This is a genomic window from Brevibacillus sp. GCM10020057 (assembly GCF_042683565.1).
Classification (GTDB): Bacteria; Bacillota; Bacilli; order Brevibacillales; family Brevibacillaceae; genus Brevibacillus.
Genome location: NZ_JBHUJW010000037.1, coordinates 32,284 through 54,165 on the forward strand (window position 1 = coordinate 32,284; position 21,882 = coordinate 54,165).

At 40.6% G+C, this 21,882-nt stretch carries 21 protein-coding genes and 1 pseudogene; 1 reads left to right on the plus strand and 21 read right to left on the minus strand.

What is annotated here, in order from left to right:
* Positions 1–24: 24 nt before the first annotated feature.
* From ACFSO0_RS11750 to tnpA, 7 genes and pseudogenes are all read right to left on the minus strand, one after another.
* On the minus strand, positions 25–606 hold the full coding sequence (locus ACFSO0_RS11750) for a TerD family protein (protein WP_376880336.1): 582 nt from the start codon (positions 604–606) through the stop codon (positions 25–27).
* 68 nt (positions 607–674) lie between these two features.
* Complete coding sequence (locus ACFSO0_RS11755; protein WP_376880339.1) at positions 675–1,277, minus strand: TerD family protein; 603 nt, start codon at positions 1,275–1,277, stop codon at positions 675–677.
* Between the two features lie 199 nt (positions 1,278–1,476).
* Positions 1,477–2,283: an HAD hydrolase family protein gene (locus tag ACFSO0_RS11760; protein ID WP_376880341.1), complete on the minus strand. Its 807-nt coding sequence runs from the start codon at positions 2,281–2,283 to the stop codon at positions 1,477–1,479.
* Complete coding sequence (locus ACFSO0_RS11765; protein ID WP_376880343.1) at positions 2,280–3,428, minus strand: cysteine protease StiP family protein; 1,149 nt, start codon at positions 3,426–3,428, stop codon at positions 2,280–2,282. The genes ACFSO0_RS11760 and ACFSO0_RS11765 overlap by 4 nt, the downstream gene beginning before the upstream one ends.
* Before the next feature lie 2 nt (positions 3,429–3,430).
* Positions 3,431–4,822 carry a phosphoribosyltransferase family protein gene (locus tag ACFSO0_RS11770; RefSeq protein WP_376880345.1) on the minus strand — a complete coding sequence of 464 codons (1,392 nt, stop codon included), beginning with the start codon at positions 4,820–4,822 and terminating at the stop codon, positions 3,431–3,433.
* Positions 4,755–5,960: an HpcH/HpaI aldolase/citrate lyase family protein gene (locus ACFSO0_RS11775; RefSeq protein ID WP_376880385.1), complete on the minus strand. Its 1,206-nt coding sequence runs from the start codon at positions 5,958–5,960 to the stop codon at positions 4,755–4,757. The genes ACFSO0_RS11770 and ACFSO0_RS11775 overlap by 68 nt, the downstream gene beginning before the upstream one ends.
* A gap of 57 nt (positions 5,961–6,017) precedes the next feature.
* Positions 6,018–6,403 (minus strand): annotated as a pseudogene (gene tnpA, locus ACFSO0_RS11780) (IS200/IS605 family transposase); the annotation flags it as partial.
* A 769-nt stretch (positions 6,404–7,172) separates the two neighbouring features.
* Here tnpA and ACFSO0_RS11785 point away from each other — a divergent pair.
* Positions 7,173–8,357 (plus strand): IS110 family RNA-guided transposase, encoded by a 1,185-nt coding sequence (locus tag ACFSO0_RS11785; RefSeq protein WP_376880347.1) that lies wholly within the window; start codon positions 7,173–7,175, stop codon positions 8,355–8,357.
* Between the two features lie 560 nt (positions 8,358–8,917).
* Here the strand turns inward: ACFSO0_RS11785 and ACFSO0_RS11790 are convergent.
* The 14 genes from ACFSO0_RS11790 to ACFSO0_RS11855 all read right to left on the minus strand — a co-directional run bounded on the left by ACFSO0_RS11790 (position 8,918) and on the right by ACFSO0_RS11855 (position 21,644).
* Positions 8,918–9,523 (minus strand): hypothetical protein, encoded by a 606-nt coding sequence (locus ACFSO0_RS11790; protein ID WP_376880350.1) that lies wholly within the window; start codon positions 9,521–9,523, stop codon positions 8,918–8,920.
* A gap of 262 nt (positions 9,524–9,785) precedes the next feature.
* Positions 9,786–10,382 (minus strand): protein NO VEIN domain-containing protein, encoded by a 597-nt coding sequence (locus ACFSO0_RS11795; protein ID WP_376880352.1) that lies wholly within the window; start codon positions 10,380–10,382, stop codon positions 9,786–9,788.
* Entirely contained in the window at positions 10,382–11,296 is a 915-nt protein-coding gene (locus ACFSO0_RS11800; protein ID WP_376880354.1) for a hypothetical protein, read from the minus strand. The genes ACFSO0_RS11795 and ACFSO0_RS11800 overlap by 1 nt, the downstream gene beginning before the upstream one ends.
* A 291-nt stretch (positions 11,297–11,587) precedes the next feature.
* Positions 11,588–11,761, minus strand: a complete 174-nt coding sequence (locus ACFSO0_RS11805; protein WP_376880388.1) for a tyrosine-type recombinase/integrase — start codon at positions 11,759–11,761, stop codon at positions 11,588–11,590.
* Positions 11,762–12,557: 796 nt separating this feature from the next.
* Positions 12,558–14,051, minus strand: coding sequence for a PIN domain-containing protein (locus ACFSO0_RS11810; RefSeq protein ID WP_376880356.1), 1,494 nt, complete (start codon positions 14,049–14,051; stop codon positions 12,558–12,560).
* A gap of 249 nt (positions 14,052–14,300) precedes the next feature.
* The gene (locus tag ACFSO0_RS11815) at positions 14,301–15,911 is read right to left on the minus strand and encodes a recombinase family protein (protein WP_376880359.1); all 1,611 of its coding nucleotides are present in this window, start codon (positions 15,909–15,911) and stop codon (positions 14,301–14,303) included.
* A gap of 89 nt (positions 15,912–16,000) precedes the next feature.
* Complete coding sequence (locus ACFSO0_RS11820) at positions 16,001–16,840, minus strand: recombinase family protein (protein ID WP_376880361.1); 840 nt, start codon at positions 16,838–16,840, stop codon at positions 16,001–16,003.
* A gap of 292 nt (positions 16,841–17,132) precedes the next feature.
* The gene (locus tag ACFSO0_RS11825) at positions 17,133–17,966 is read right to left on the minus strand and encodes a hypothetical protein (protein WP_376880364.1); all 834 of its coding nucleotides are present in this window, start codon (positions 17,964–17,966) and stop codon (positions 17,133–17,135) included.
* Positions 17,963–18,853: a hypothetical protein gene (locus ACFSO0_RS11830; protein ID WP_376880366.1), complete on the minus strand. Its 891-nt coding sequence runs from the start codon at positions 18,851–18,853 to the stop codon at positions 17,963–17,965. The genes ACFSO0_RS11825 and ACFSO0_RS11830 overlap by 4 nt, the downstream gene beginning before the upstream one ends.
* Positions 18,854–18,986: 133 nt before the next feature.
* Positions 18,987–19,583 (minus strand): JAB domain-containing protein, encoded by a 597-nt coding sequence (locus ACFSO0_RS11835; protein WP_376880369.1) that lies wholly within the window; start codon positions 19,581–19,583, stop codon positions 18,987–18,989.
* Between the two features lie 22 nt (positions 19,584–19,605).
* Positions 19,606–20,223, minus strand: a complete 618-nt coding sequence (locus ACFSO0_RS11840) for a JAB domain-containing protein (protein WP_376880372.1) — start codon at positions 20,221–20,223, stop codon at positions 19,606–19,608.
* 108 nt (positions 20,224–20,331) lie between these two features.
* On the minus strand, positions 20,332–20,514 hold the full coding sequence (locus tag ACFSO0_RS11845) for a hypothetical protein (RefSeq protein ID WP_376880374.1): 183 nt from the start codon (positions 20,512–20,514) through the stop codon (positions 20,332–20,334).
* Between the two features lie 262 nt (positions 20,515–20,776).
* On the minus strand, positions 20,777–21,016 hold the full coding sequence (locus ACFSO0_RS11850; protein ID WP_376880377.1) for a hypothetical protein: 240 nt from the start codon (positions 21,014–21,016) through the stop codon (positions 20,777–20,779).
* Between the two features lie 133 nt (positions 21,017–21,149).
* Positions 21,150–21,644, minus strand: a complete 495-nt coding sequence (locus tag ACFSO0_RS11855; protein ID WP_376880380.1) for an antirestriction protein ArdA — start codon at positions 21,642–21,644, stop codon at positions 21,150–21,152.
* Between the last annotated feature and the right edge of the window lie 238 nt (positions 21,645–21,882).

Consider the following 21,882-nt stretch of genomic DNA (forward strand, 5'->3'; position numbering starts at 1 on the left):
CCTTCAGGAGTGCCACAGCTATCCTTAACCGATGTTTACGCCAAAATCACGGCACAGGCCTGCAAGCCCATCTTTATAGCCTGCACCAACAGCATTGAATTTCCATTCAGATCCATGGCGATAGAGCTCAGCAACGACCAACGCGGTTTCTACGGAGTAATCCTCACCGAGATCGTAACGAATCAGTTCTTCACCGGTTGCCTTGTTCAAAACGCGTACGTATGCGTTGGAAACTTGACCAAAGTTTTGGCCACGCTCAGCAGCCTCATAAATGGTAATAGTGAAAGAAACCTTTTCCGCTTCAGCTGGAAGGTTAGCCAGTTTCACTTCAATTGTTTCATCATCCCCATCACCTACTCCAGTACGGTTATCTCCTGAGTGTAATACAGAAGCGCTTGCGTTTTGTTTGTTGCCGTAGAAAACGAAGTCAGAATCTGCCGCAACTTTACCTTGTCCATTCAGAACAAATGCAGAGGCATCCAAATCGAAGTCTTTTCCGCCATCGTATTTATTGGTATCCCATCCCAAACCGATAACGACTTCAGTAAGACCAGGATTTGTTTTGGTGAGATCTACCTTTTGACCTTTTTGCAATGAAACTGCCATTTGAAATACCTCCCATAATTATGATTTGTATAAGTTTTAATTACTACCGAAACATTGCCACATTTGACCTAGTAGCGTCTTGCAAGTTGGCTGATAGATGTATCCGACGTACCTTCCCCAATTGCAGAAAACTTCCATTCTCCGTCATGTCGGTACAATTCCCCGACTATCAAAGAGGTTTTTCCGGAGTAGTTTTCTGTCAGGTTAAACTTGCAAAGTTCTTGATTATTGGTGGGATTAACAACCCGGATGTAGGCATTTCCAATCATACCAAAGTCTTGGCGTCTGCTTACACAATCATAGATGTTTACGACGAACACGAGCCTATGTACATCATTTGGCACCCTGGAGAGATCCACTCGAATTTGCTCGTCATCTCCGTCGCCATCTCCAGTCAAATTATCACCGGTATGTTGAACGCTGCCGCAAGGACTGGTCTTGTTTCCAAAGTAAACGAGATTGTTATTCTTTGACAACTTCCCGTTTTGGTCTAACAAAAAGACGGATGCATCGCAGTCAATATCTGCTTGTCCGCCAAACAAGCCTTTCAAGAATCCGCCACCGGACTTATTAACTGGGTCCCAGCCAAGCCCAACAAGCAACTTAGTTAACCCAGCGTTACCTTTTGTGAGGTCAATTTTCTGGCCCTTTTGTAAGCTAATGACAGACATAGACACCCTCCTGATCTATCAGGAATAATCTCTAAGAACTATCCCTAAAACAAAATTATATAATTACTGTATTCTTCCATTATTCCATATATCTACAAAGATGGCTACAAAATTTTTCATTTTTCGCTAAAATTGTCCAAAATCGAAACGATATGGCATTTAAAATATATGAAAAAACCGAAAAATTCTATCAGCGACTCTATTTAACAAGTCTTTCCTTCAAAACATAATTCAATATTTCTTCTGATGCCAACATCCCGTTGCTCTTTGTAAAGATGACGCGTTTAACAGTCCTTATCTTCGAGGACTGCCTATAAAGTTCTCCGTGATTGGGTGCAATGGCTATATCAGCTATTAACAGCAACGGGAGATCTAACAATGAATCTCCGGCAGCGATGATCATCTCTTCGTTTTCACGCTCGGCGATGAACTGAATCGCATCACCTTTATTTATTCCATTCGGCACAAGATACAGTTTTCTACCTTGAATAGACATGCTCCAATTTCGTTCTTCAACCCAGTTTCCAAACTCTTCTATTTTTTGCAAAGGCAATTTGTCCCGATCAATAATGTAATAAAAGAAAAGATCTTCAGCCATTTTTAACGAGAGAATCCATGTATCATCCCCAAAGATCTGTTTAAATCTCCCATTGATTTCTTTATACGATGCACTTTCATTTTGAATTCGTTTTTCTATAATTTTCTTCCACGACTTGACAATTTCCCCGTTATGCATGATTACACCACCATTACTCATCACGGCATACTGTGGTTGTATGTCATTATGAAATAGGGAAATACGTTGATATTGCTCTACAGTTCTGGTAGTTACTGGAATAAACATGTGTTGTTCATTGATTTTCTTCAGCAAGTCAAATGATTTACACGAAACAAATGAGATTTCTCTGCCTTCATATAATTCAATTGGTTTTACGAAGTAATGATACTCTCCTAAGAACTTGGTTGAATAAATAAGGGTTTGATCAAGATCGCTTGCGAAAATCATGATTCTCCCCCTAATACTGGTTTAATGATACCGCAACACGAGTAAGACAACCCAGGATACTCAATGACTGGCACACCTCTATCTTCTGCCAGTAATAGGATGTGCTTAAGATTTGGATTATCGATTCGATCCACAAGAATCTGCCAAGGGACCCTACGAAGCAAAACTCTGGTTGTCTCGCCAACCCCAGGCTTTATCATGTTAATATCGCAAATGCTGTAGTCGTGTTGGATTCTCTGGATATCCTGAAAACCCTTCCAAGTCGGAGCACTTTCCCCAATCACCAGATGAAGCCGAGCTGCAGCTTTGGCTTCTTCTTCGATGTCTTTAAAATACTTTGAAATCGTATCGACGAATATACGGGAAACATCTTCCTCAAACCATTCTTTGTAGAATTTCGCTCCATGAAAGTCATACTCTCCTACTAAATCACTTCGATGTACCGTTCTACTTATCAATCCTGAAACCGTGGAATTTAAACATGCGCTCGGAATCAAGAAGTCTTCCCTAGTACCAAAAGTGCTAACACAATGACCGGGGTCAGCCAGAACAGCTAAGTCATCGTTTAGTCGAATTCCATATTTATGATCAAACTGGATAACCGCCTCTTGAAGAACTTTCGTAATAGCCCCCTTTCCCGTCCAACCATCAACAAACTGAATCTCAGAGTCAGGGTGATTGGTCAAAATATAAATGAGTGCATTTTCGTCTATACCTTTACCTCGAATGATTGAAATACTATAATGCTTTGCTTCAATTTGATGGATTTGCTTTAAATATCGCCGAATCAATATACCGATCGGTGTACCCGCCCGTGCCAAAGATGCCAGAATGACATTTGACCCTCGCTTTGCTTTAATCAATTCACCAACGATCCCAGTTGCTAGCGCAACTTTTTTTGCGGTACTCTTCAACATTTTGTGAAAGAGATCCAAATATTCGTTAGTGGGTTTATATTCAATGGGCAACATCTCTGAATAATGCACCCCTGACTGAATATTTTTCTCACGATCTTGCGTAGAGGTTTCTTTCATTTTAGCGCCCAACTCTTTTAATAGAAATGTAACGTCCTCTTCAGCATAGCTACCCATCGGAACTGGTGGTTGGATACGCAGAGTCCATAAAGGCTTGGATGTATTTTCCATAGTTACTTCCCCCGTTCTCCCGAGAAAAAAAAGGCAATTTTATTCGGAATGCCAAACTTACTTATTGCTTGATAAAACGACTTTAGACTAATATGATCCGTCTTTCTTTCGATGAATACAAAAAGATCATCATAGTATCCCTCAGGAATGTTGTAAAAATAATTGGTAACTGCAGGATCATCTGGGCAAATAAAAGAGGCTTTATTTTTCACAGCGTATCCTTCGCAATCCGCTGGATGAATTGGACTCCTCGTCGTAGATTGATACCATACTTCTTCTCCCATATAAGCGGATAGCATCATTGGAACGTACATAAATTCTCCGGTCCCCATACATAGCGTTTTACCTGTTCTGTACTTTTGCAAAAAAGTTCCCAGCGCTTCACTCTCAAATTCGAATTTTCTCTGATCTGATACGCACAAGCCAAACCGTCCTGTCGCTTGAAGATAAGGCGTATAATTTACTGATCCAGTAGAATTAATCGAAGGGAAAGCGATCCTTTTCATTCCCACTGTATTTAAATTGATCTCCTTTACGCACTCTACGTCATCACTAGTAAAATACTCAGTTGTATCACTTTCACTTCCAACAGGCGAACCACTTACTTGGATCTCTCCTTTTAAAAGGGATACCGAAGTGATTTGAATCCCCAATTCTTCCTCAGTCTCTTTATATCGCAAACAATCTTCTTTCGATCTCCAATCTAACAGAGAAACCACCGCATAGTGTTTCCTTGGGTACTTTGATTGAATTTCACGAATGATATTCAGTGCAGTTCTACCAGTTGTTATTTCATCATCGATGAGAACAATCGGTGATGTAGATCTTAGTACCTCCAAGTCGATTGGATAAAAACGATGGGCCACAGCGTGAGAATGCTCTTCCTCAAATGTAATGACCGGTTCAATTCCCTCAATTATTTCCCTCGTTGTATGAACATATGTCGCTTGGCTTTGAAAGCGTGAGAAAACGCTATGACCTAAAGCTGTTGCCGTTTCTGCAAAACCAATAAATATTACTGGCTCGGGCAAAGACAGCAACTGACCAGATACTTCTTTAAATACAGAGTTACTTAGATCCGTTTTCACTAAACCCTCAATAATCGCGGAGATTTCAGAAGGTCTCTGATAAAAGACTTCCATGAACCTTGCCGCCAAAGCTGCTCCGCTCAATAAAGAGGTCGATGGTTTGACAGGGATATGTTTACCTAACACTTTGCTTACAAAAAGAAATCCTCTCTTCTTATTAATCCTTGCTGCCATTTCAAACAATGAGTTGAGAGGGATATTATAGGGGTTCTCTTGTATCTGTATAGATACATGTAAGTCACCGAGAATACTGTAGTTGTATATTGGCTGTTCTTGCGAGAAGGTTGATAAAGTTATTGTGTTCATGATAGACTCCAAATAATTTTGACTTAATAAGCACTTTCCTGGCCCAAGAAGTATGGGGTTTTACCTCGTTCATTTTATTAGAGTAGTTACTTTTAAGAACTCCGTTGGATTTACTATGCAAAATGCTCACCGCGTCTTCATATTCTTCATGGCTAACTACAGATAACGAATGAACGATTTTAATGTGACTTGGATGAATGATCGTCTTGCCTGTTAAACCATTTTCCTTGTCTAATAGAACTTCCTTTATGAGGCCATCTTGCCACTGTTTCAACAGTTGCTGCCTGAGGTTTCTCCCAAATGCACCACCCAGTTGTTTTTCAAAAGGAGATTGGCGAAGTTGTGGTTTAAGCAACCGATCACCATTGATAAAATACTCCCATACTGGACCAGAAACAACAAAATTGCTTCCCTCACGAGTGAAGATATTTACAATATCCGCAATACAGTCTCGAATCGTAGAAATGTCATAAATGGTGACGTCTGGCCCTCTCCTAATGCCAAATAAACTGGAGAAATCTGTCGCTCCTATTCTTACGTTTAGAACCAGGTGCCGATATTCTTCCAGAATCTTATGTATACGTAATAGTTCATCTATTCGACTTTCCTTGAAAATTACTTCTGCCGACTCCAAGATCGGCATCCCATATACTATAAATTGATGACGATCGTTACATTCCTGAAGAGCTCGAAAGTACTGCTCACCATTATTACCCGTAAACTTCGGGAATACGAATCCTGTCAGAACACAGAGTGATTCCTCAAGTTTTTGAATAATTATATTCATCTGATTAACATTTCGTATTCGCACAAAAATTAGAGGGATATCAGTAATACTAAGTACACCTTTGCAGATCAGCTGATAAACTTCTCTAATTTGCTCCACTAACTTACCCTCTGCTTCAACTATTTCATGATCTCCAATAGAGTCCTCCAGACAAATGACAGTTGAAATAAGACCCTCGTATTTCTTTGAAAGAATGTCTGATAAGATCGTAGTTTTTGTTGCAGGCGTATACAAACTTGCGCCTAATGCATATGAAAGAATCTCTCTTTCTGTGTTGCGATTTATAGAAATTGGCTTCTGGTAGAAGAGTTCATCCATTTCATCATGTGTCAAATAGTCGAAATGTCTCATGAAGTAAAATTGTCCCTCCCTTGTATTTTCACTTCGCCAGTAAAGCGGGACGAGTAAACCTCTTTTCTTTTGGTTGCTGATAAAATGCTTTATTTCCTCGTAAGGAAAGTTCTCTTCCGTACTTACAAAGAATGTCCGTGTCCAGAGACTGGGCAAGTGATTAAGATGTTCAAACTCATCTCTTAGATGTCGAGAAGTGACACCTTTCAATTTAGTCATAATGTCCTCTGGAGTTGGCAGACTGTGTAGAAGAATACCCATTCCGGTTGAATACTGATTCCAACAACTGCCCAACTATTCTCGTTGCACATCACTAAAACCAATTCTCGTAATCTCGGTCCCACTTGATCCACCAAAATTTTTCTTTAATAGCGAGTGCAAAAAGCAAAACAGTAAGAAATATAGGAAACTAGCGCATTATTTACCTTGTAATCTTTTTCCAACCTAATTCTATCAGTATGTAATATTGGCCGCAACTTGAATTGAGATAATTCTCCCCAATTTAGTAAATACTCAATATTTTACTACAAAAAAAGGAGGTAGACCTAATAACCACTTCCATAAGAATCATTCTTATCGTGAAAAGTGTTGAATTATCTCATCTAAACAATGTGATAGATGACGTCAACAAGAGAGGAGCATCAAAGAACATCTGGTAGCGATCCAGCGAAAATACCCATTTTATGGATATACGCGGATGCAAATTGCTTTGAGAAAGGGCAAGTTCTGTTTCTTGTCAGCGATACAGGATCTTTTCAACAAGGAGATAGTGGCTTGGAAGGTCTCCAAGAGGAACGCTCTTCCATTGGTCATGGACACCGTAGAAAAACTAAACAAGGAAAGAAACGTGCAAGGTGCCATTCTCCAATCATGAACGCTTCCAAAAACGACTAAACCAGTGTGCTCCTGTGTTTGGCAATCTTAAAGTGCCGAATATTGCCGTATATTCATACGGAAAATACACCGTTTATGCGGTGGCTTGACATGGAGCCTAGTATAGTAATGTTATCTCCCCTTCATGTTTGAGATACAATGCTCGTATAAAGGTCGGGGAGCCACGTATGGAGCCTTGGGACAAGATCCCGCTCAGAGAGTGTGGTCCCCGAACTTACGAGTATATACGAATGAGCTGGATGTGGCTTGACCACGAATATCGAACTAGGTTGTATCTCGTAAGTTTCTGCGGGTCCGACCACGAGGGGAGAAAAAATAATGTTTTACTTGGGAATTGATATTAGTAAACGCAGCCATGAAGCTTGCTTAATTGATTCAACTGGAAAACCAGTAGGAAAAACGTTGAAATTTACAAATAGCCAAGCTGGTGGGCAAAAACTTTTACAATGGATTCGTACACATGTACCTTCTAGTGAGGGTGTACTCATTGGCATGGAAGCAACAGGACATTACTGGCTTGCATTACATTCATTTTTACGCAAACAAGGATACACGATCGACATTTTAAACCCGATCCAATCAGATGCCCTACGTAACCTGTATATTCGTCAGACCAAAACAGACTCTAAAGACGCCTTCCTCATTGCAGAACTTGTTCGCATTGGCCGGTACACAAAGACCAAAGTTGCTGAAGAGGGAATGATTGGTCTTCGTCAACTTACACGATTTCGTTTTAGCTTTGTCGATTCGATTAGTGATTTGAAGCGCCAGGTCATTTCGGTTTTGGATACGATTTTTCCAGAATATGAGCAGTTGTTCAGCGATATATTTGGTAGAGCCTCTACCGAGTTACTTATGACTTATACAACTCCAGAGGAATTATTACATGTAGACACTGAAGAGCTGGCTAAACTATTAGCGGAACATAGCAAAAACCGATTGGGCAAACCAAAAGCTGAAAGGATTCAGGAGGCCGCACGGCAATCTTTTGGTGCTGATCTGGCTATTGATGCTTATTTCTTTCAATTGCGAATGATTATGGAACAGATTCGCTTTATGGAGGGACAACTTCAGCGCTTGGAAGAAGAAATCGCCGAACGACTTTCTGAATTCGATCATCATTTGTTAACAATTCCTGGCATTGGTCCAGTGTTAGCTGCTAGCATATTGGCGGAGATTGGAGATATCACGCGCTTTCAAACTCCGAAGCAACTTGCGGCCTTTGCGGGTCTTGATCCTGCTGTTCGGCAATCCGGACAGTTTACCGGAACTACTAATCATATATCAAAGAGGGGTTCTGTCTATTTACGACGAGCTCTCTGGCTTGGAGCTAATTCGGCACGCTTGTACGATCCTGTATTTAAATCGTTTTATGATGATAAAATTTCCCGAGGTAAGCATGGCAAAGCAGCTCTCGGTGCAGTTAGCCGTAAGTTATCGGCTGTAATTTTTGCAATTTTACGGGATAATCAACCCTATGCGCCAGACTTGGCCACAAAGTAACTCTTAGAAATCTGGAGTCAGTCTGTCAAGGCATGCCTTTTGCCTTGACAGATGAGATATTCCACCCACACTCGTTCCCTTCTCCAGCATGCATTGCTGGAGCTGCCTCACGGCGAGTGACGGGGTGCAGGGGGTGTGCCCCCTGCGTAGTCAATTAAAAGAATCATCCATGAAGGGGTATTGACATTGCATAGCTGGTCTCTACGGGTATGATACAGGCTGAAAGGGCGATATCAATATGATTTCGCTTGGCGATTCAGCCTATCATACCCGCCTCTCCATGTAAAGCCACGATTGTATAAATGCATTGCAAAACTCAGCACTTTTAAATTGAAATAAACAGTATGATACCTTGTGCTTTTCGCCCCGCTCCTTCCCGTTTTCCGCCTCTGGAGATGTCCGTCACCTCTATGATTTAAGTTACTCGTATCATAACTTGATGTTTGGACTTTTGAATTAGGTAACTTTAATCTGATGGAGAAAAGTACGGATATAAAATAAAAAGCCCAAGCCATGTTTCGCTTGAGCCAAAAATTCGGAATATTATAAATCACGATATGTTAAAGAACAAATTTATCTTCTAATGTTTCTATAATTTCTTCAATACTATCATATTGTCCATCGATCCCAGAATAATGCTTGTCTAATTCAAACTTAAAACTAATTTTGTCTTTATCTGCTATTAGTCTTAAGATCTCCTTTTTATTCCTCTCTAGTTTATCAATTTGTTCTTGAGCAAATTCGATACTGCTGTTATCCTTTATTTTATCGACTAACAATTGCTTGTATTGACCTTCGAATTCTTTAGCCATTTGCAAACTGAAAACCTTACAATCACGAAGATCTCGACCAATGTAGAAATGAATACTGTATGCATACCCTTCATTTGAAGTAAATGTTATCTTAATATCATTGTAGGTTGCTTCCAATTTCGAAGCATTTCCTGTTACATTGAATCCTTTATTGAGAAAATAATTTTCAAATCTTTTAATTGCTTTTGCTTCTAATGAATCTTTTGCATCAGTTGTTTCCACGTCAAACTGCAAATAGTATCTAGTACACTCAATATCCAATTCTTCCCAACGCTTTTTTAATTCCATAATCGTCTTTTCATTATCTTTTCTTTGATCTGACTTGTGTTTAAGGTTATCCCAATCCATATCCACTATACCTTCTCTCATTTAAAGTTTCTAAAGCATTTTTTAGGTTGAGTTAAACAATATGCGATAAATTATGGGATAATAGTACCACAATTCTATATCATTTGACATGCGTTTATATGTCTTATAATGTTCACCACTATAAACTTCGAACTATACTGTCACATCTCAGGCATTGTAAACCATCAATATTAGACACTCCACATGTATGGGCTGCGTAAAATGGACAGATTTAGATATGGAATTCGCTAATGTGTTTTTGGATTTCTCAGAAAAGAAATGGTAATTTCACATGAGTCTTCACAACAGTTTCGGAAGCGAAGAAACTTTTATTAAATTCTATTCGAAAAGCTTTGTTTTCAAAGTTTATGTATTTATTTTTGAACACTTCATTTACAAAAACCATATTTATTTCAAAGAAGTCAATCGGATTTTGAACAATGAAAAGGTCAGCATATTTCTCATTTCGATTTACAACCAACAAATAAATATAATAACTACTCTTGTACTGGTTTGCTTTGTTAAGTTCATTGCGTGTAATATAAACTGCACTATCGAAGGACTGAACAGTTTTAACCTCTATTCTTAGTGTTACATTCGCTAAATCAACGACTTTGAAATCATATCCCTCTGCATCCTTGACTTTTTCTACTGAATTATATTGTTTTGATAGGTAATTAAGAACAGTTGCTTCTCCTTCTTTCCCAAACTCTTCGGCAACCTTCCACCACTCATAGTTCCTCAGCATTTTTTCATTACTATTCTCATAATCAGAAGTCTGAGGTTGTATAGGGTTCCCAGAATTGTTCTCTATAGTGGCATAGTATACTGGTAGTAAATCAAATAATGAAAATATCTTTGCCATCAATATCCCTCGCCACATTCAAATCGACAAACAAGCCATAACGAACCTTCCGGTTCAAATTGTTTTAGACACCAATTATCTGCAATAGCTTCATAAGTATTGCCGCAACCAACACATTTATAATGGGTAACTTCCTCAACCGTTTTCCAAATATCACTAGGCTTAAAACTTGCCTTTCTAATTCCACTTCCAATAATATCCTGCCTCATGCTTTTTATTAACTCGTTATAATCCCTCGATACATTAAAATATTCAGTATCCCCTTTAATATTCTCGATTATCGGAAGTAGAGAGCTAGGTACTGAAATACGTCTATTTTTTAATACAAACTCCAAAGATGAATTGTTAAAATTAGAGTAATTACACTCTTTTAGTTCTTCCAATATAATATCAGTTTGATACAACATCTCAAAACAAAAAAGTTTAATATATTGGTTTTTGAAAAGCTTTCGTATACTCTCAATTTCCGTAATAGTTAGTGCGACAGCAGGATTAGTCTTATCAATTTCTTCTTTTCGAGGTATCAAATAAAACGCAATTGGGTTTGGCAATTTTATAAAGTCAAACAGTTTCTGAACATAACTGATTCGAGAATTATATGTTTGAGGTTTTTCAACTTCATATTTTCTCCTGAAATATGATTCTACGTCTGCTTGAGATATTTCAGTTAGTGACTTGGAGTTGATTTCATCGTCTAATAAGAAATCAAGAATTTTTGAACGATAGCCCTTATAGCTTACAAAATCCTCTTCGCCCTCAATGATCTTTGAATAAAAGTAATTATGGAACTCAATAAACACTTTACGATTATGGATGTTCAGGCTTTTAATTTTTGTGATAGTTGGCTTTCCCGTTACAACTTTCCCATTATAAGTTTCAGTTAATAGCCTACTATACTCTGATTCAAAGTCCATGGACACACCTCCAATTGTCACTAGGATAATACTACCATTTTTCCGGGCATTGTTGACAGACTTTTTAGATTCTGGTGTTATTTGTACAACACTGAGTATCTACATGAGCCTTGTTTTTTTTATTGCGTCACATCGCCAATTCGAAAAAATTTAGTACGACGTGGGTAAACTTTGCCGCGACATCAAAAAGCGATTCATTCGTTAGTGGATGGGTTCTATTTTGAGACATTTAAGCAATACAGAAGGCTTCTAAACAAGCAAAAGAGCCGCCCTTTGGGTGGATCTCTTGATTTAGTCCTTATAAAGCCCTTCTACAGCTTGTAGCTTGTATTCTTCTATCGTCTTCGAGTATCGCATAATCATATTTGCCGAACTGTGTCCGCTGAGTGTTTGTATGAGGGAGAAATCATGGTTAGACCGCACATGTTCCGTAATGAAGGTATGCCGTAATTGGCAGGGATGGATGTCTTATTGGGATTGATAAGGAGTTGTTCAACGCTTGTTGTGGGGCGATAAAGAATGAACGTCAAGTATTGGAGGAACGAAAATCCCGGCTCGAATCGGAAATAGCCATTGAACATGAAACGGAATCGAGGATTACAGCGTTTAAGAGAGAATTAATGAGATTCGCCACCCTAGATGTGAGTAATGAGGAAATCCTTCGGGAAATGATTCACAAGATGATTAAACGAATTGACGTTCAAACTGACGGTTCTATCGAAATCAGTTACAACTTCCAAAATCCATTGAAGAAGGGGGCATAAGCCGTTTAGGATTGCCCCCTCAATTTCATCAATATTACACACTCCACATGAGCGAAGAGTGTCAAAAAACGATAATTAAAAGCAGCATCTTTACCTTTAAAGTATAGGTATTGCTGGAGAATAGGGCTCGACACACAACACATTCATATGTTGAAAAAACTTGTTACGATTTAGTTGTAGACAACTCGTCTACAAGATTTACAGAAATCCGACTCTTTCAAGGCTCTTGTCTACGAGACGTCTACAAATTCGCACATAAGAAAAGCCCAGACCGCATAAGGTCAATATTTTTATGGTGGAGGCGGGGGGATTCGAACCCCCGTCCGAAAACAGCGATACATGAGCATCTCCGAAAGTGGTCACGGTTTTGATATCACCGCAAAAACGCCCCGGTATCGACTTCGATTGCGGTCAGCCTAATTGTCTCTTCAGTTCAGCTAACCCTATGCGGAGAATAGAGGACGAAACCCAATAAAGTTTAAGGTTCACCAAACGAGTTACAGGTTATTTTCACAGTCAACGCAAAATGCTCCAGCCAACTCCCCTTTTTCAAAGAATAATCCACAGTTTGGGCAAACTTCATAACTGGAAGAGCAGTTTTCACAAATCGGATCGCCATTAGATAATTGATGGGAAGGATTTTTACGATTACAAATAACACATTTTTCTTCCCAGCCATCATCCTCTGGTGTATATTGGACACTATCAATTTCAAAACCACCCACTGAAATATGCACTGTATCTTCAATAATGTTATTATCAAACTGCCCTTCTAAATCAATATCAAACTCGAGCGTAATACTTCCACGTATACATATTACAGCATCCGAGGAATAATCATGATCACTGAAGGCAGATTCCGATATTGAAGCCTCAACAGTAATAGAAAATGTTCCCTCCATTACAACAGAAGATTCTTCTGAATCTACATAATCAATCTCCAATTGTGCATTAGAGAATTCGTATGGTTCAACATCAGAAATGGGGTCAGAAACATATTCCTGCAGTTCCCCGCTATGTATAAGATACCTTGTTAAATCTCCATCCCCATTTAAAACGAGGTCCCATCCTTCTTTCTCTATCAAGTCTTCAGCAACGCTTGTTGCGTTTAATTCGAGATATGACAGTGTATTTTCCTTATTGATGATTTTGCTAACATGTTGGTCAAATTCTGCAAGACTGACCATCGTAAACGTTTGGTTGCTATAATCACGAAATTCCTCCAAAAGTTCTGTTCTTGGGCGAATCGGATTGCCGTCTCCATCAAGCTCCCACCAATCCTCTTTCTTATCTTTTGAGATAAATAGAATTGGACGCTGAGATTGCCGAGCGTATTCTAAAATTTGCTTCCAAACGAATAAATCGCCGAATTTCTGCGTAAGGGTATTATCCTTTTTATCCTTTTTAATGTCCATGTAACCCGGAGGTATTTTGCGGGCATACCTAGCATCACCTTCTGCGTATAGAGACATTTTCTCTGAATAAGTAAAGGCTCTGCCGACTTTTCCATTTTCAACCATTTGGTCCATGAATTTTTTTACTTTATCCTCTTGAATCATACGTTCGTTATTTTCGATTTCATCCCTAATCTGATTCCCAAACTCTTTAGCCTGAACTTCGATTTCTGATATTTTTGTATTGATAAAAGCCTCCAACTCGTTGATTTTGGGGAACCGAAACCCACTATATCTAGTTAATTGCTTAGCTACTTCATTTCTAGCCTTTTGAATAATAGTTTGGATTTTTTCTGTTACGTCACCGTACTTTTTTAGAGCGTTGGCTTTTACCTCTCGGTAGTTCTTCACGTATTCCGCCAAAACTTGATGCGGTATCCAGATCTGATCTTGAATCTCTTGGAGCAACTCTAAAATGTGCTCGCATGTGTGAGATGAAAACCTGTATAAATCGAGGATTATATTTGTGTCAGGAATAACTACTGGTCTCTCTTCCCATCGCTCGATGAAATCTTCAAAAGAAAAAACAACACTCAAAACAAACCCACCTTCGTGAAAAATCAAATTTATATGTGAATTGATTATGCTAAGAAACTACTTAATTTCATCCTATATTCTGTTTAATATTTTTATACGATCAAAACGTCCCATCTTCACTGCATGAATTCATCTTCTAACTAATTTATTCAGTAATTTATTAATAAAATCCTTCAAAATTAAATTACTGGTGCAACGCGTATTAAGAAAACGTCGCACCAGTTTGGAAGAAGTAAACCCCATTAATAGCTACATTAAAGAATCCCACTCAGCAACAATCATCTTCTGATACAATACTTGCTCCCCATACTTGAGATGCATTGCTATTTGCACCATCCTTGTCTCCCTTTGAATCATCACACTAGAGACAAATTTGCCGACATACTCATTAAGCAGTTGAGGATTCGGCACCTCTTCATTAAGCAAGTTTATCAGGTTTCTGATGTCATGCTTGATTGAGTCTATGGCCGTTTCAGGAAGTATCAGCTCTTGATATAAATTCTTCTTGTGAGCATACTCAGCTTCCTTCTCTTTCAACTCTGCCTGCATTTCATTGATGACATCCGCATAGTACGCTTTTCCACCACCTGTTTGAAGTTCGTGCCGCATTTGCTCAATCTTCTTCTTCAGAAAACTGATTTCCGTTTCCAATCCTGTTAATGACGCGGTAATGTGTTTATTTGAGTCTCTATGGTACTGGTGAATCTCCCCTTCAATCTGATCATCAAAAGTCAGTCGGAGCAATGCACTTCGTAGTTTATTAGCAACGATTTTCTCTATCTGTTCTTTCCGCCAACCAACGTAAGGGCAAAAATCCTTACCTTTTCGCATATACCCACCGCAGATGTAATACTTTTGTCCGCCGTATTTCCTGGTTGTCGATGTCGAATGGCCGACCATCCGTGAGTTGCATTGGTCGCAGTAAAAGATTCCCCTGAGCCAGAATGGAGAGTTAGGCTTCGTTTGGAACGGCTTATGCGTTTCACCCCCGCCGTTGTTCCTTTCTTTCGCTCTCTTTTGGCATAGATTAAACAACTCCTCAGTGATGACGGCCGGATGTGCATTTTCGGTTACGATCCATTCAGAGCGGTCTTTCCACTTCTTCCCCTTCGTTTGATAGTCTTGTTTGTTCCACACTTTCCGGCCAATATACGATTCATTGAAGATAATAGCCCGAATTGTGCTTGCCGACCATTTCCCGCCTTTCTGTGTGGGTACTCCTTTCTCATTAAGTGTATTGGCGATTTTCTTGTACCCTGAACCTTCGTAAGCATACTGATGGAAAATCCAACGAACAATATCAATCTCTTCCCGCGGGCCGAGTACCCATACCGCTTTTGTTTTGCTGGCTCCCAACGCAATATGTTCGGTACGGTATCCGTAGGGAGGTGTACCACCGTTGTTGTATCCTTGCTTCGCGTTTTGCGTCATTCCCTTTTTGACCTCAGATGCAAGATTCGCGTTGTAGAATTCACTGATTACCTCAAGCATCCCTTCCAAAAGCAAATCCTGTGGAGTTTCCGCCTCTGTCTGTTCGGTAACGGATATCACCTTAACGCCGCACTTGTTAAGTAACGCTTTGTAGATAACGTGATCATCCCGTTTACGCGAAAAGCGATCAAACTTGTGAACTACAATTGTATCAAAAGGTCTGTTTGGCCTCTTCGCTAATGCGATCATCTTCTGAAACTCAGGGCGATTATCAGTCTTTGCTGACTTCGCCTTCTCAATGTACTCACCAACTATGATCCAGCCTTTCTCCTGACAATATTGCTGGATGGCTTTCAATTGAGCGGGAATAGACAATTCCTTTTCTGCTTGACGCTCCGACGATACACGAACATAAGCAACTACTTTCATTGATCAACCTCTCCTTGTATGTTGATTTTTGGGCATAAAAAAAGCAGGTACACCGTTGTTTGGCATACCTGCATGAAAACGATATTTGGTCACTTGCATAACTTACGTGTCATTAGAGATGATTGAGCGGCGTTCCAGAGATCCTGATCAATAATGGCTGGATGACTCTTCTCTGTAACAATCCACTTACCTTGATCATTTGGACGACCGTCAGACCTCTTATTCCACACGCGACGACCGAGATACGCTTCATTGCTGAGAATGGAAAGTACGGTTGAAGGGCTCCACTTTTTTTCTTGTGGTTGCGATCGCTGATTCAACAGACGTGCAATTTTCTTGCCTCCCATGCCCTCTGCGGCCATGCTGAATATTTGTTTAACAGTCTGCACCTCATGTTCTGGCCCAAGTTCGTATGTCACTCTGTTTCCAATCTTACACAAACGATAACCATAGGGGGCACGACCACCGCAGTGAAAACCTTGCAATGCGTTTTCTCGTAGACCCTTCAGTGTTTCATGCTTCAGGTTGACGTTATAAAACTCGCTGATAACCTCCAGCATTCCTTCAAGCAAGATGCCATGTGGGGTTTCCGGGTCAGTTGGTTCGGTTACAGAAAGCACAACAATACCCTGCTTTTTTAGCAGGGCTTTGTAGATAATATGATCTTCACGTCTTCGGCAGAAGCGGTCAAACTTGTGCACGAGAATCGCGTCGAACGGTTTGTCAGGCTTTTGAGCCAAAGCAATCATTCTTTGAAAAGCAGGGCGATCCGCCGTCTTCGCCGATTTTGCTTCGTCAACGAATTCTTCAACGATATTCCATCCTTTTGCATCAGCGTAGGCCTTCAACGCCTCTCTCTGTGCCGGAATGGACAATTCACGGTTTGCCTGTTGTTCTGATGAAACTCTTAAATACGTGGCAACATTCATATTGACTACTCCTTCCGGTATTCTTTCATCCGTTGATTAAATGAGATTGCAAGAGATACGTCACTATACAAGCTTATGTCTTCACCTCCTCTCTGCTGTTCAACGCCTCTCACCGTTGATTTTTCGCTGTAAATAAAAAAGCACTCATCACATTGGTTAATGTGACAAGCGCGATAGATAGTATCATCTAGCATTCAGTAATCTCTATTAAATGTTCATACTTTGGTCTACATCAAAGAACGGTTTAACCTTAGAGCCTCAAGGATTTTACTGCTCTCGGTCGTGTATACATCTATTGCAAGACAATCAATGTACTACTCTGTTGATGCCCTTGTACTGGTTGTTTGTACAAATGAATAGCGTTTACCTCCTCCTCGTTAACTCCGAGATACCAAAGGATCGGCAAATAAACCCTAGCCATGTTATCGATGTCCATACCCGCAACCTTTCCACCGATGAACGTCATATTCACTTGAAGGGGGCCGCCAACTCCTGAAAGTTGCATTCCATCGTTCTGTAGGGCCTCCGCCACGTCTTTTTGCAAATCCCAATTGTATGGCTCCCAACGTGTGTCATTGTCGAAGTCGATTAAAAGCGGCTCTTCCTTCGGGACAATATAAATAGGAACATCAAAAAAACTAACCACAGGTGAACCTGTATTCGCACTCAATGGATAAATCCTAACTGACAGATTATCCAAAGGTTGCGTAGAACGACTTTGAACATTTTGGGGCCCGGCGTTTGTGATGCAACATTCATAAATACTGCGGTCATTCCCGATAATCTCTTTGTTGATTCCATCAACAACCGATTTCATTACTTCGATTAATGGCAACTCCTTCTTCGGCCTTCTGGAAACAACATCAATTTCAACACGATACCTTTCAGCAGGAAGCGGGGGAAGCATACCCATCCTCTTCAATTCCGCCCGTAACAGCATTGCGACCTTTGCCTGAAAATCCATCATTTGAATGGATTGTAGAATCCCTTCTTCCTTTGTTGAATCATATTCAATCGACTGAGAATGAGGCTCCCCCAAAATCTCTATTGTAGATGATCCATCATGAAGAACATCAACCATTTCGGTTGCCACCTTTACTTTCAACTTCCTCCATGTTGTCGTCATATTTCCATATACCCCTTTTTAGATTTCATAACATCGGTTTCGACTTGATGAAGAATTAAATGAGTCGGGCGTAACACAATTCGTTCAACGACTTTTGCATTTGAATTCGGTTGATATGTTCCTACATCACCCGTGTATATCCCTTCCTCAAACCAACACCTAACTGGAATAAATAAACCATCCTTTATCAAAGAAATAACCGTTCTCGATATCACTGTGGTCGAACCTTTTAACGCATAACAGAAGCCTGGATTAAGATCAACTTTACCTTGCTGATCGATCTGCACGATTCTCGGATCGATTCCCCCGTAAAATTCAAGCCAACAATATGCGTACAGTAGCAAAATTGTTTTCAACTTAGTGATTGTCCACTGACGTTTGGCAAGGGTTGTGTCAGCCAGCATTTTTTCTGTTAATACTGTTTTTGGCACCATAATGTAGCCTTTGTTATGTGCTTTTAACTCATCAAAATCAAAGTTCAGTTCATGACAAGAATAGAATTTTTGTTGACCGTAGTGGTAATCTGGAGCGACAAGAATAGTGGAGCGGAACCACTGCTGTTTTCCACTAACACGTTTAATAAAACCTTCTCGCTCAAGCCAGGCTAATGCATTCTGAACCTTCCTTGAATACTTCGGTCTATGTGCAGTTGGCAAGTTATACTTCAGATCCTTGTGAATTGTATCAATGCATCGATATGTCTTTTTGGATGTGTAGTCAAAATGTTTACACAAATATAGATAGATAACAAAAGCGTCACGGTCTTTAAAATCACCATATACCTCGCTTAATATCTGTCTTTGAAAAGGGAACCACGATGGAGAAAGAATAATCTTATTCCCCGCACCGGTGTTTCTGAAATAGCTCTGAAAGTTAGGTATCTGCACAGCAACTTCCTCCAGTCAATTCCTATACTTTAATTTAAACAGAATAGACTCAACATGACCACTTCAGGCCTACTAGTCGTTATGGGAATGGGAGCCAGTTACCTTATAACGACTCCCATACCACCAATACTTCTTATGCCCACCCTCTATCCTTGAAGCTGAGATACTCTGAATTTGTCATATGGATTACATCAAGAATTGCTATCCCACACACATTCCCGGTCTCAGCAATCGTTTTGGCCACTGTGATTTGTTCAGGAGTTGGATAAAGGTTGCCCTCCTTTAGAATTTGTACCAGTATCCCTGTAGCGGCGTTCCGCAATATGAGTTCGCGGAAGATAAATCGCTGGCAAGTGGGGATGTCGGCCATCACTTTCTCATCAATAGTAGTTTGGCTCAGGACATGATTCTTGGTCGTTAATGCCAGCAGTACCGTTCGACCATCGCCGACCATCTCAAACTTTTCCTTGCAATACTGGTAGGCATCTCTAGGCATGCGGATAACGAACCTATCCTGCCTGCCGGGGTTAGAAAGTAAATGTGCAAGTTTCAGGGTAGCATGAAGCTGTTTTCCTTCCGCAGATGAACTGACTATTTCAGATAAATCCTCTGGAGATAGCCCTTTAAGTTGATTCGGGTGATCATAGTGATGTAACAATGCTTGAATCGTCAACAAATCGCTCTCCCGTAGTATGTGGGAGCTTACTAGGTTTTTGATGAGTTTCGCCATGCTTTCCGCCTCCTGACTAGATTTACATAAATCCCTGCTCAGCTAAAGAGCAGTACGAATTCATGCCGCAAACAATCGAATCGAGAACTTCCACGCCAATGATTTCTCCTACTTTCTTGAGAGTATTGCTTATGGTTATATCTTCCCTTGATGGAGTAGGATCACCTGAAGGATGGTTGTGCACGAATATTGCCTTCTCTACTTGTGAATGCTTTAACAATGGAAGGAAGGTCTGTCTCGGCGTAACTATTGCCGCATCGAGGCTTCCTACACTAACTATCTTCCAGAACAAAATCCGATTCCGCTTGTCTAATCCGACAACAACAAAGTGCTCTTGGGGTAAGTAAATCATGTCAGCCTTGAGAAAGTCGTAAATTTCCTTGGCCGAACGAACAACATGCGGACGAGATATTTCAGTGCAGAGAGTTCGAGCACTAGCTAAAGCGGCCATAATTTTTCTCGCCTTAACTACACCGATGCGAGGAAGGGCTCTAAAATCCTCTTCTGTGGCCTGAAGCAAATCATAGAGTGTTGGAAAGCTGGTCAGTAAAGTGCGAATGGTGTGGCTGTCAGGCTTCTCCCGCAAAATCTGTGCGAAGATATCAGCCAGAGCAGGCTTGTTGTCATATCTATCAGTCACCGTAAATTACCTCCGTGAAATGAAAATAAGGAGGGCGGTGAACCCTCCTTGTGTTGGTGAAGTCAAATCCTGTACAATACAATCAGCTAAGTTGTTTGGTGTGATCCTTCAAGGTCGCACCTCTTTTTGTTTCTCTAACTGCTCCAGCTTCATTTCAACGAGCACCAGCTTGACAAGTATCCGTGCATAAAGCCGCCCCCAATCAGGACGCAACTTCTTGACACTTCTCAGATGTTTCAGTGCCGCCAGTAACCACTGCCTCTTTTCATATAGATCAACGTGTCTCTTCATCAGCCTCACCTCCCACCAAGGACATAAAAATAGCCCTCCTGCCATTAATCAGTGCAGAAGAGCCGCTCAGTTCCGATGTCTTCTCTTTTTCACATACCACTGTAACTGCTTTGGATAATGCTTTTCAAAGTAGCAAATGACGAATCTGGTTGCATCATCCCTCTCCATCTTCCAGAAGCGGATCAGGTATGCGTGCAAGACGTGACCGGCCATTCGAATGTCTCCGTTCAGAGCCAACCTATTTAACAACACTACAAGGTCATCAGACAGATTCATTTTGTTCTGTTGCATGTGTTACAGCTCCTTTCTTATTGGTTTCGAGTTCAATCGACCGCAGGATGTCGATCATATCCAATTTAATTTGCAGGGTTTTAAGCTCCTCCCGAACCTGTTGTAGGCTGAACATGTTTCTTGGGTGGTTCATGTCAGAGTTTCTCAGCAACCGTTCCCTGACAAGCAGATCGGCCTGTTTCAACTCCAGCCTTTTCAACAAATCCCTCATAGTCATCTCACCTCCTTTCATCGTCCCGTTGTCTTGCAACCCGTCGTTTTCGCTTTTTTCGCAACGACAAATAACCCGCTTTGATTCAAGCAGGCACCATTACACAAATCCTTGTTACAAATGAACGGCGTGATTAAGAATGCGGGCGGACGGCAACTCTCAGCTCGTAATTCATGTACCAACCGTCCATCTTCAAATCTCTGGCGATACTTTCATAATCGATGTAGCAACTTAGTGAGGAAGGAACGGAACCAAAGCAACCTTCATCGATCATTTCAGCCGCGACATCACATAAGTTGTCTACGTCAAAATACACACTGTAGTCGCCGCTCTCCAACAGCCGCACAACCTCTTCCACGTTGTCCACGCATTCACAAAGAGCGATAACAACCCTGCTGTCGTATCGAGCCAAAACGGCGGCGGCTTCATTGATCGCAAACACATTGTCATACTCGCTTATGGAGAATGGTGCTTCGTAATCATGAATGGCGTATTCTTCATCCTCGCCCAGAATCTGCTTTAGCCGTTCCTCTAACTCTTCACTTCTCAGCGGCAGTGTTAGCCACATGCCAACCAATTTACCTTCGTTGTACTTCGCCAGATTGGCAACGTAAATTCTAACCTCCATACAGACTCCCTCCGATTTACCGAAATTTGTTTACCAAAAAAGTCACGACAATAACCACACTGCTTCTTTCATTCAAAACAACACTGCCTGATTATCCAGATTCACCTCCTCTCTGTGTGGTGTTTATTGCACAATAGAAATGCCTAATATTGCAGCGTAAAAATGCTCAAGGCAAATACAAAAAAGGCACTTGTCAGCACCCATATTTCCTCCTACCGTTAGGTTTGCGACAACTTAG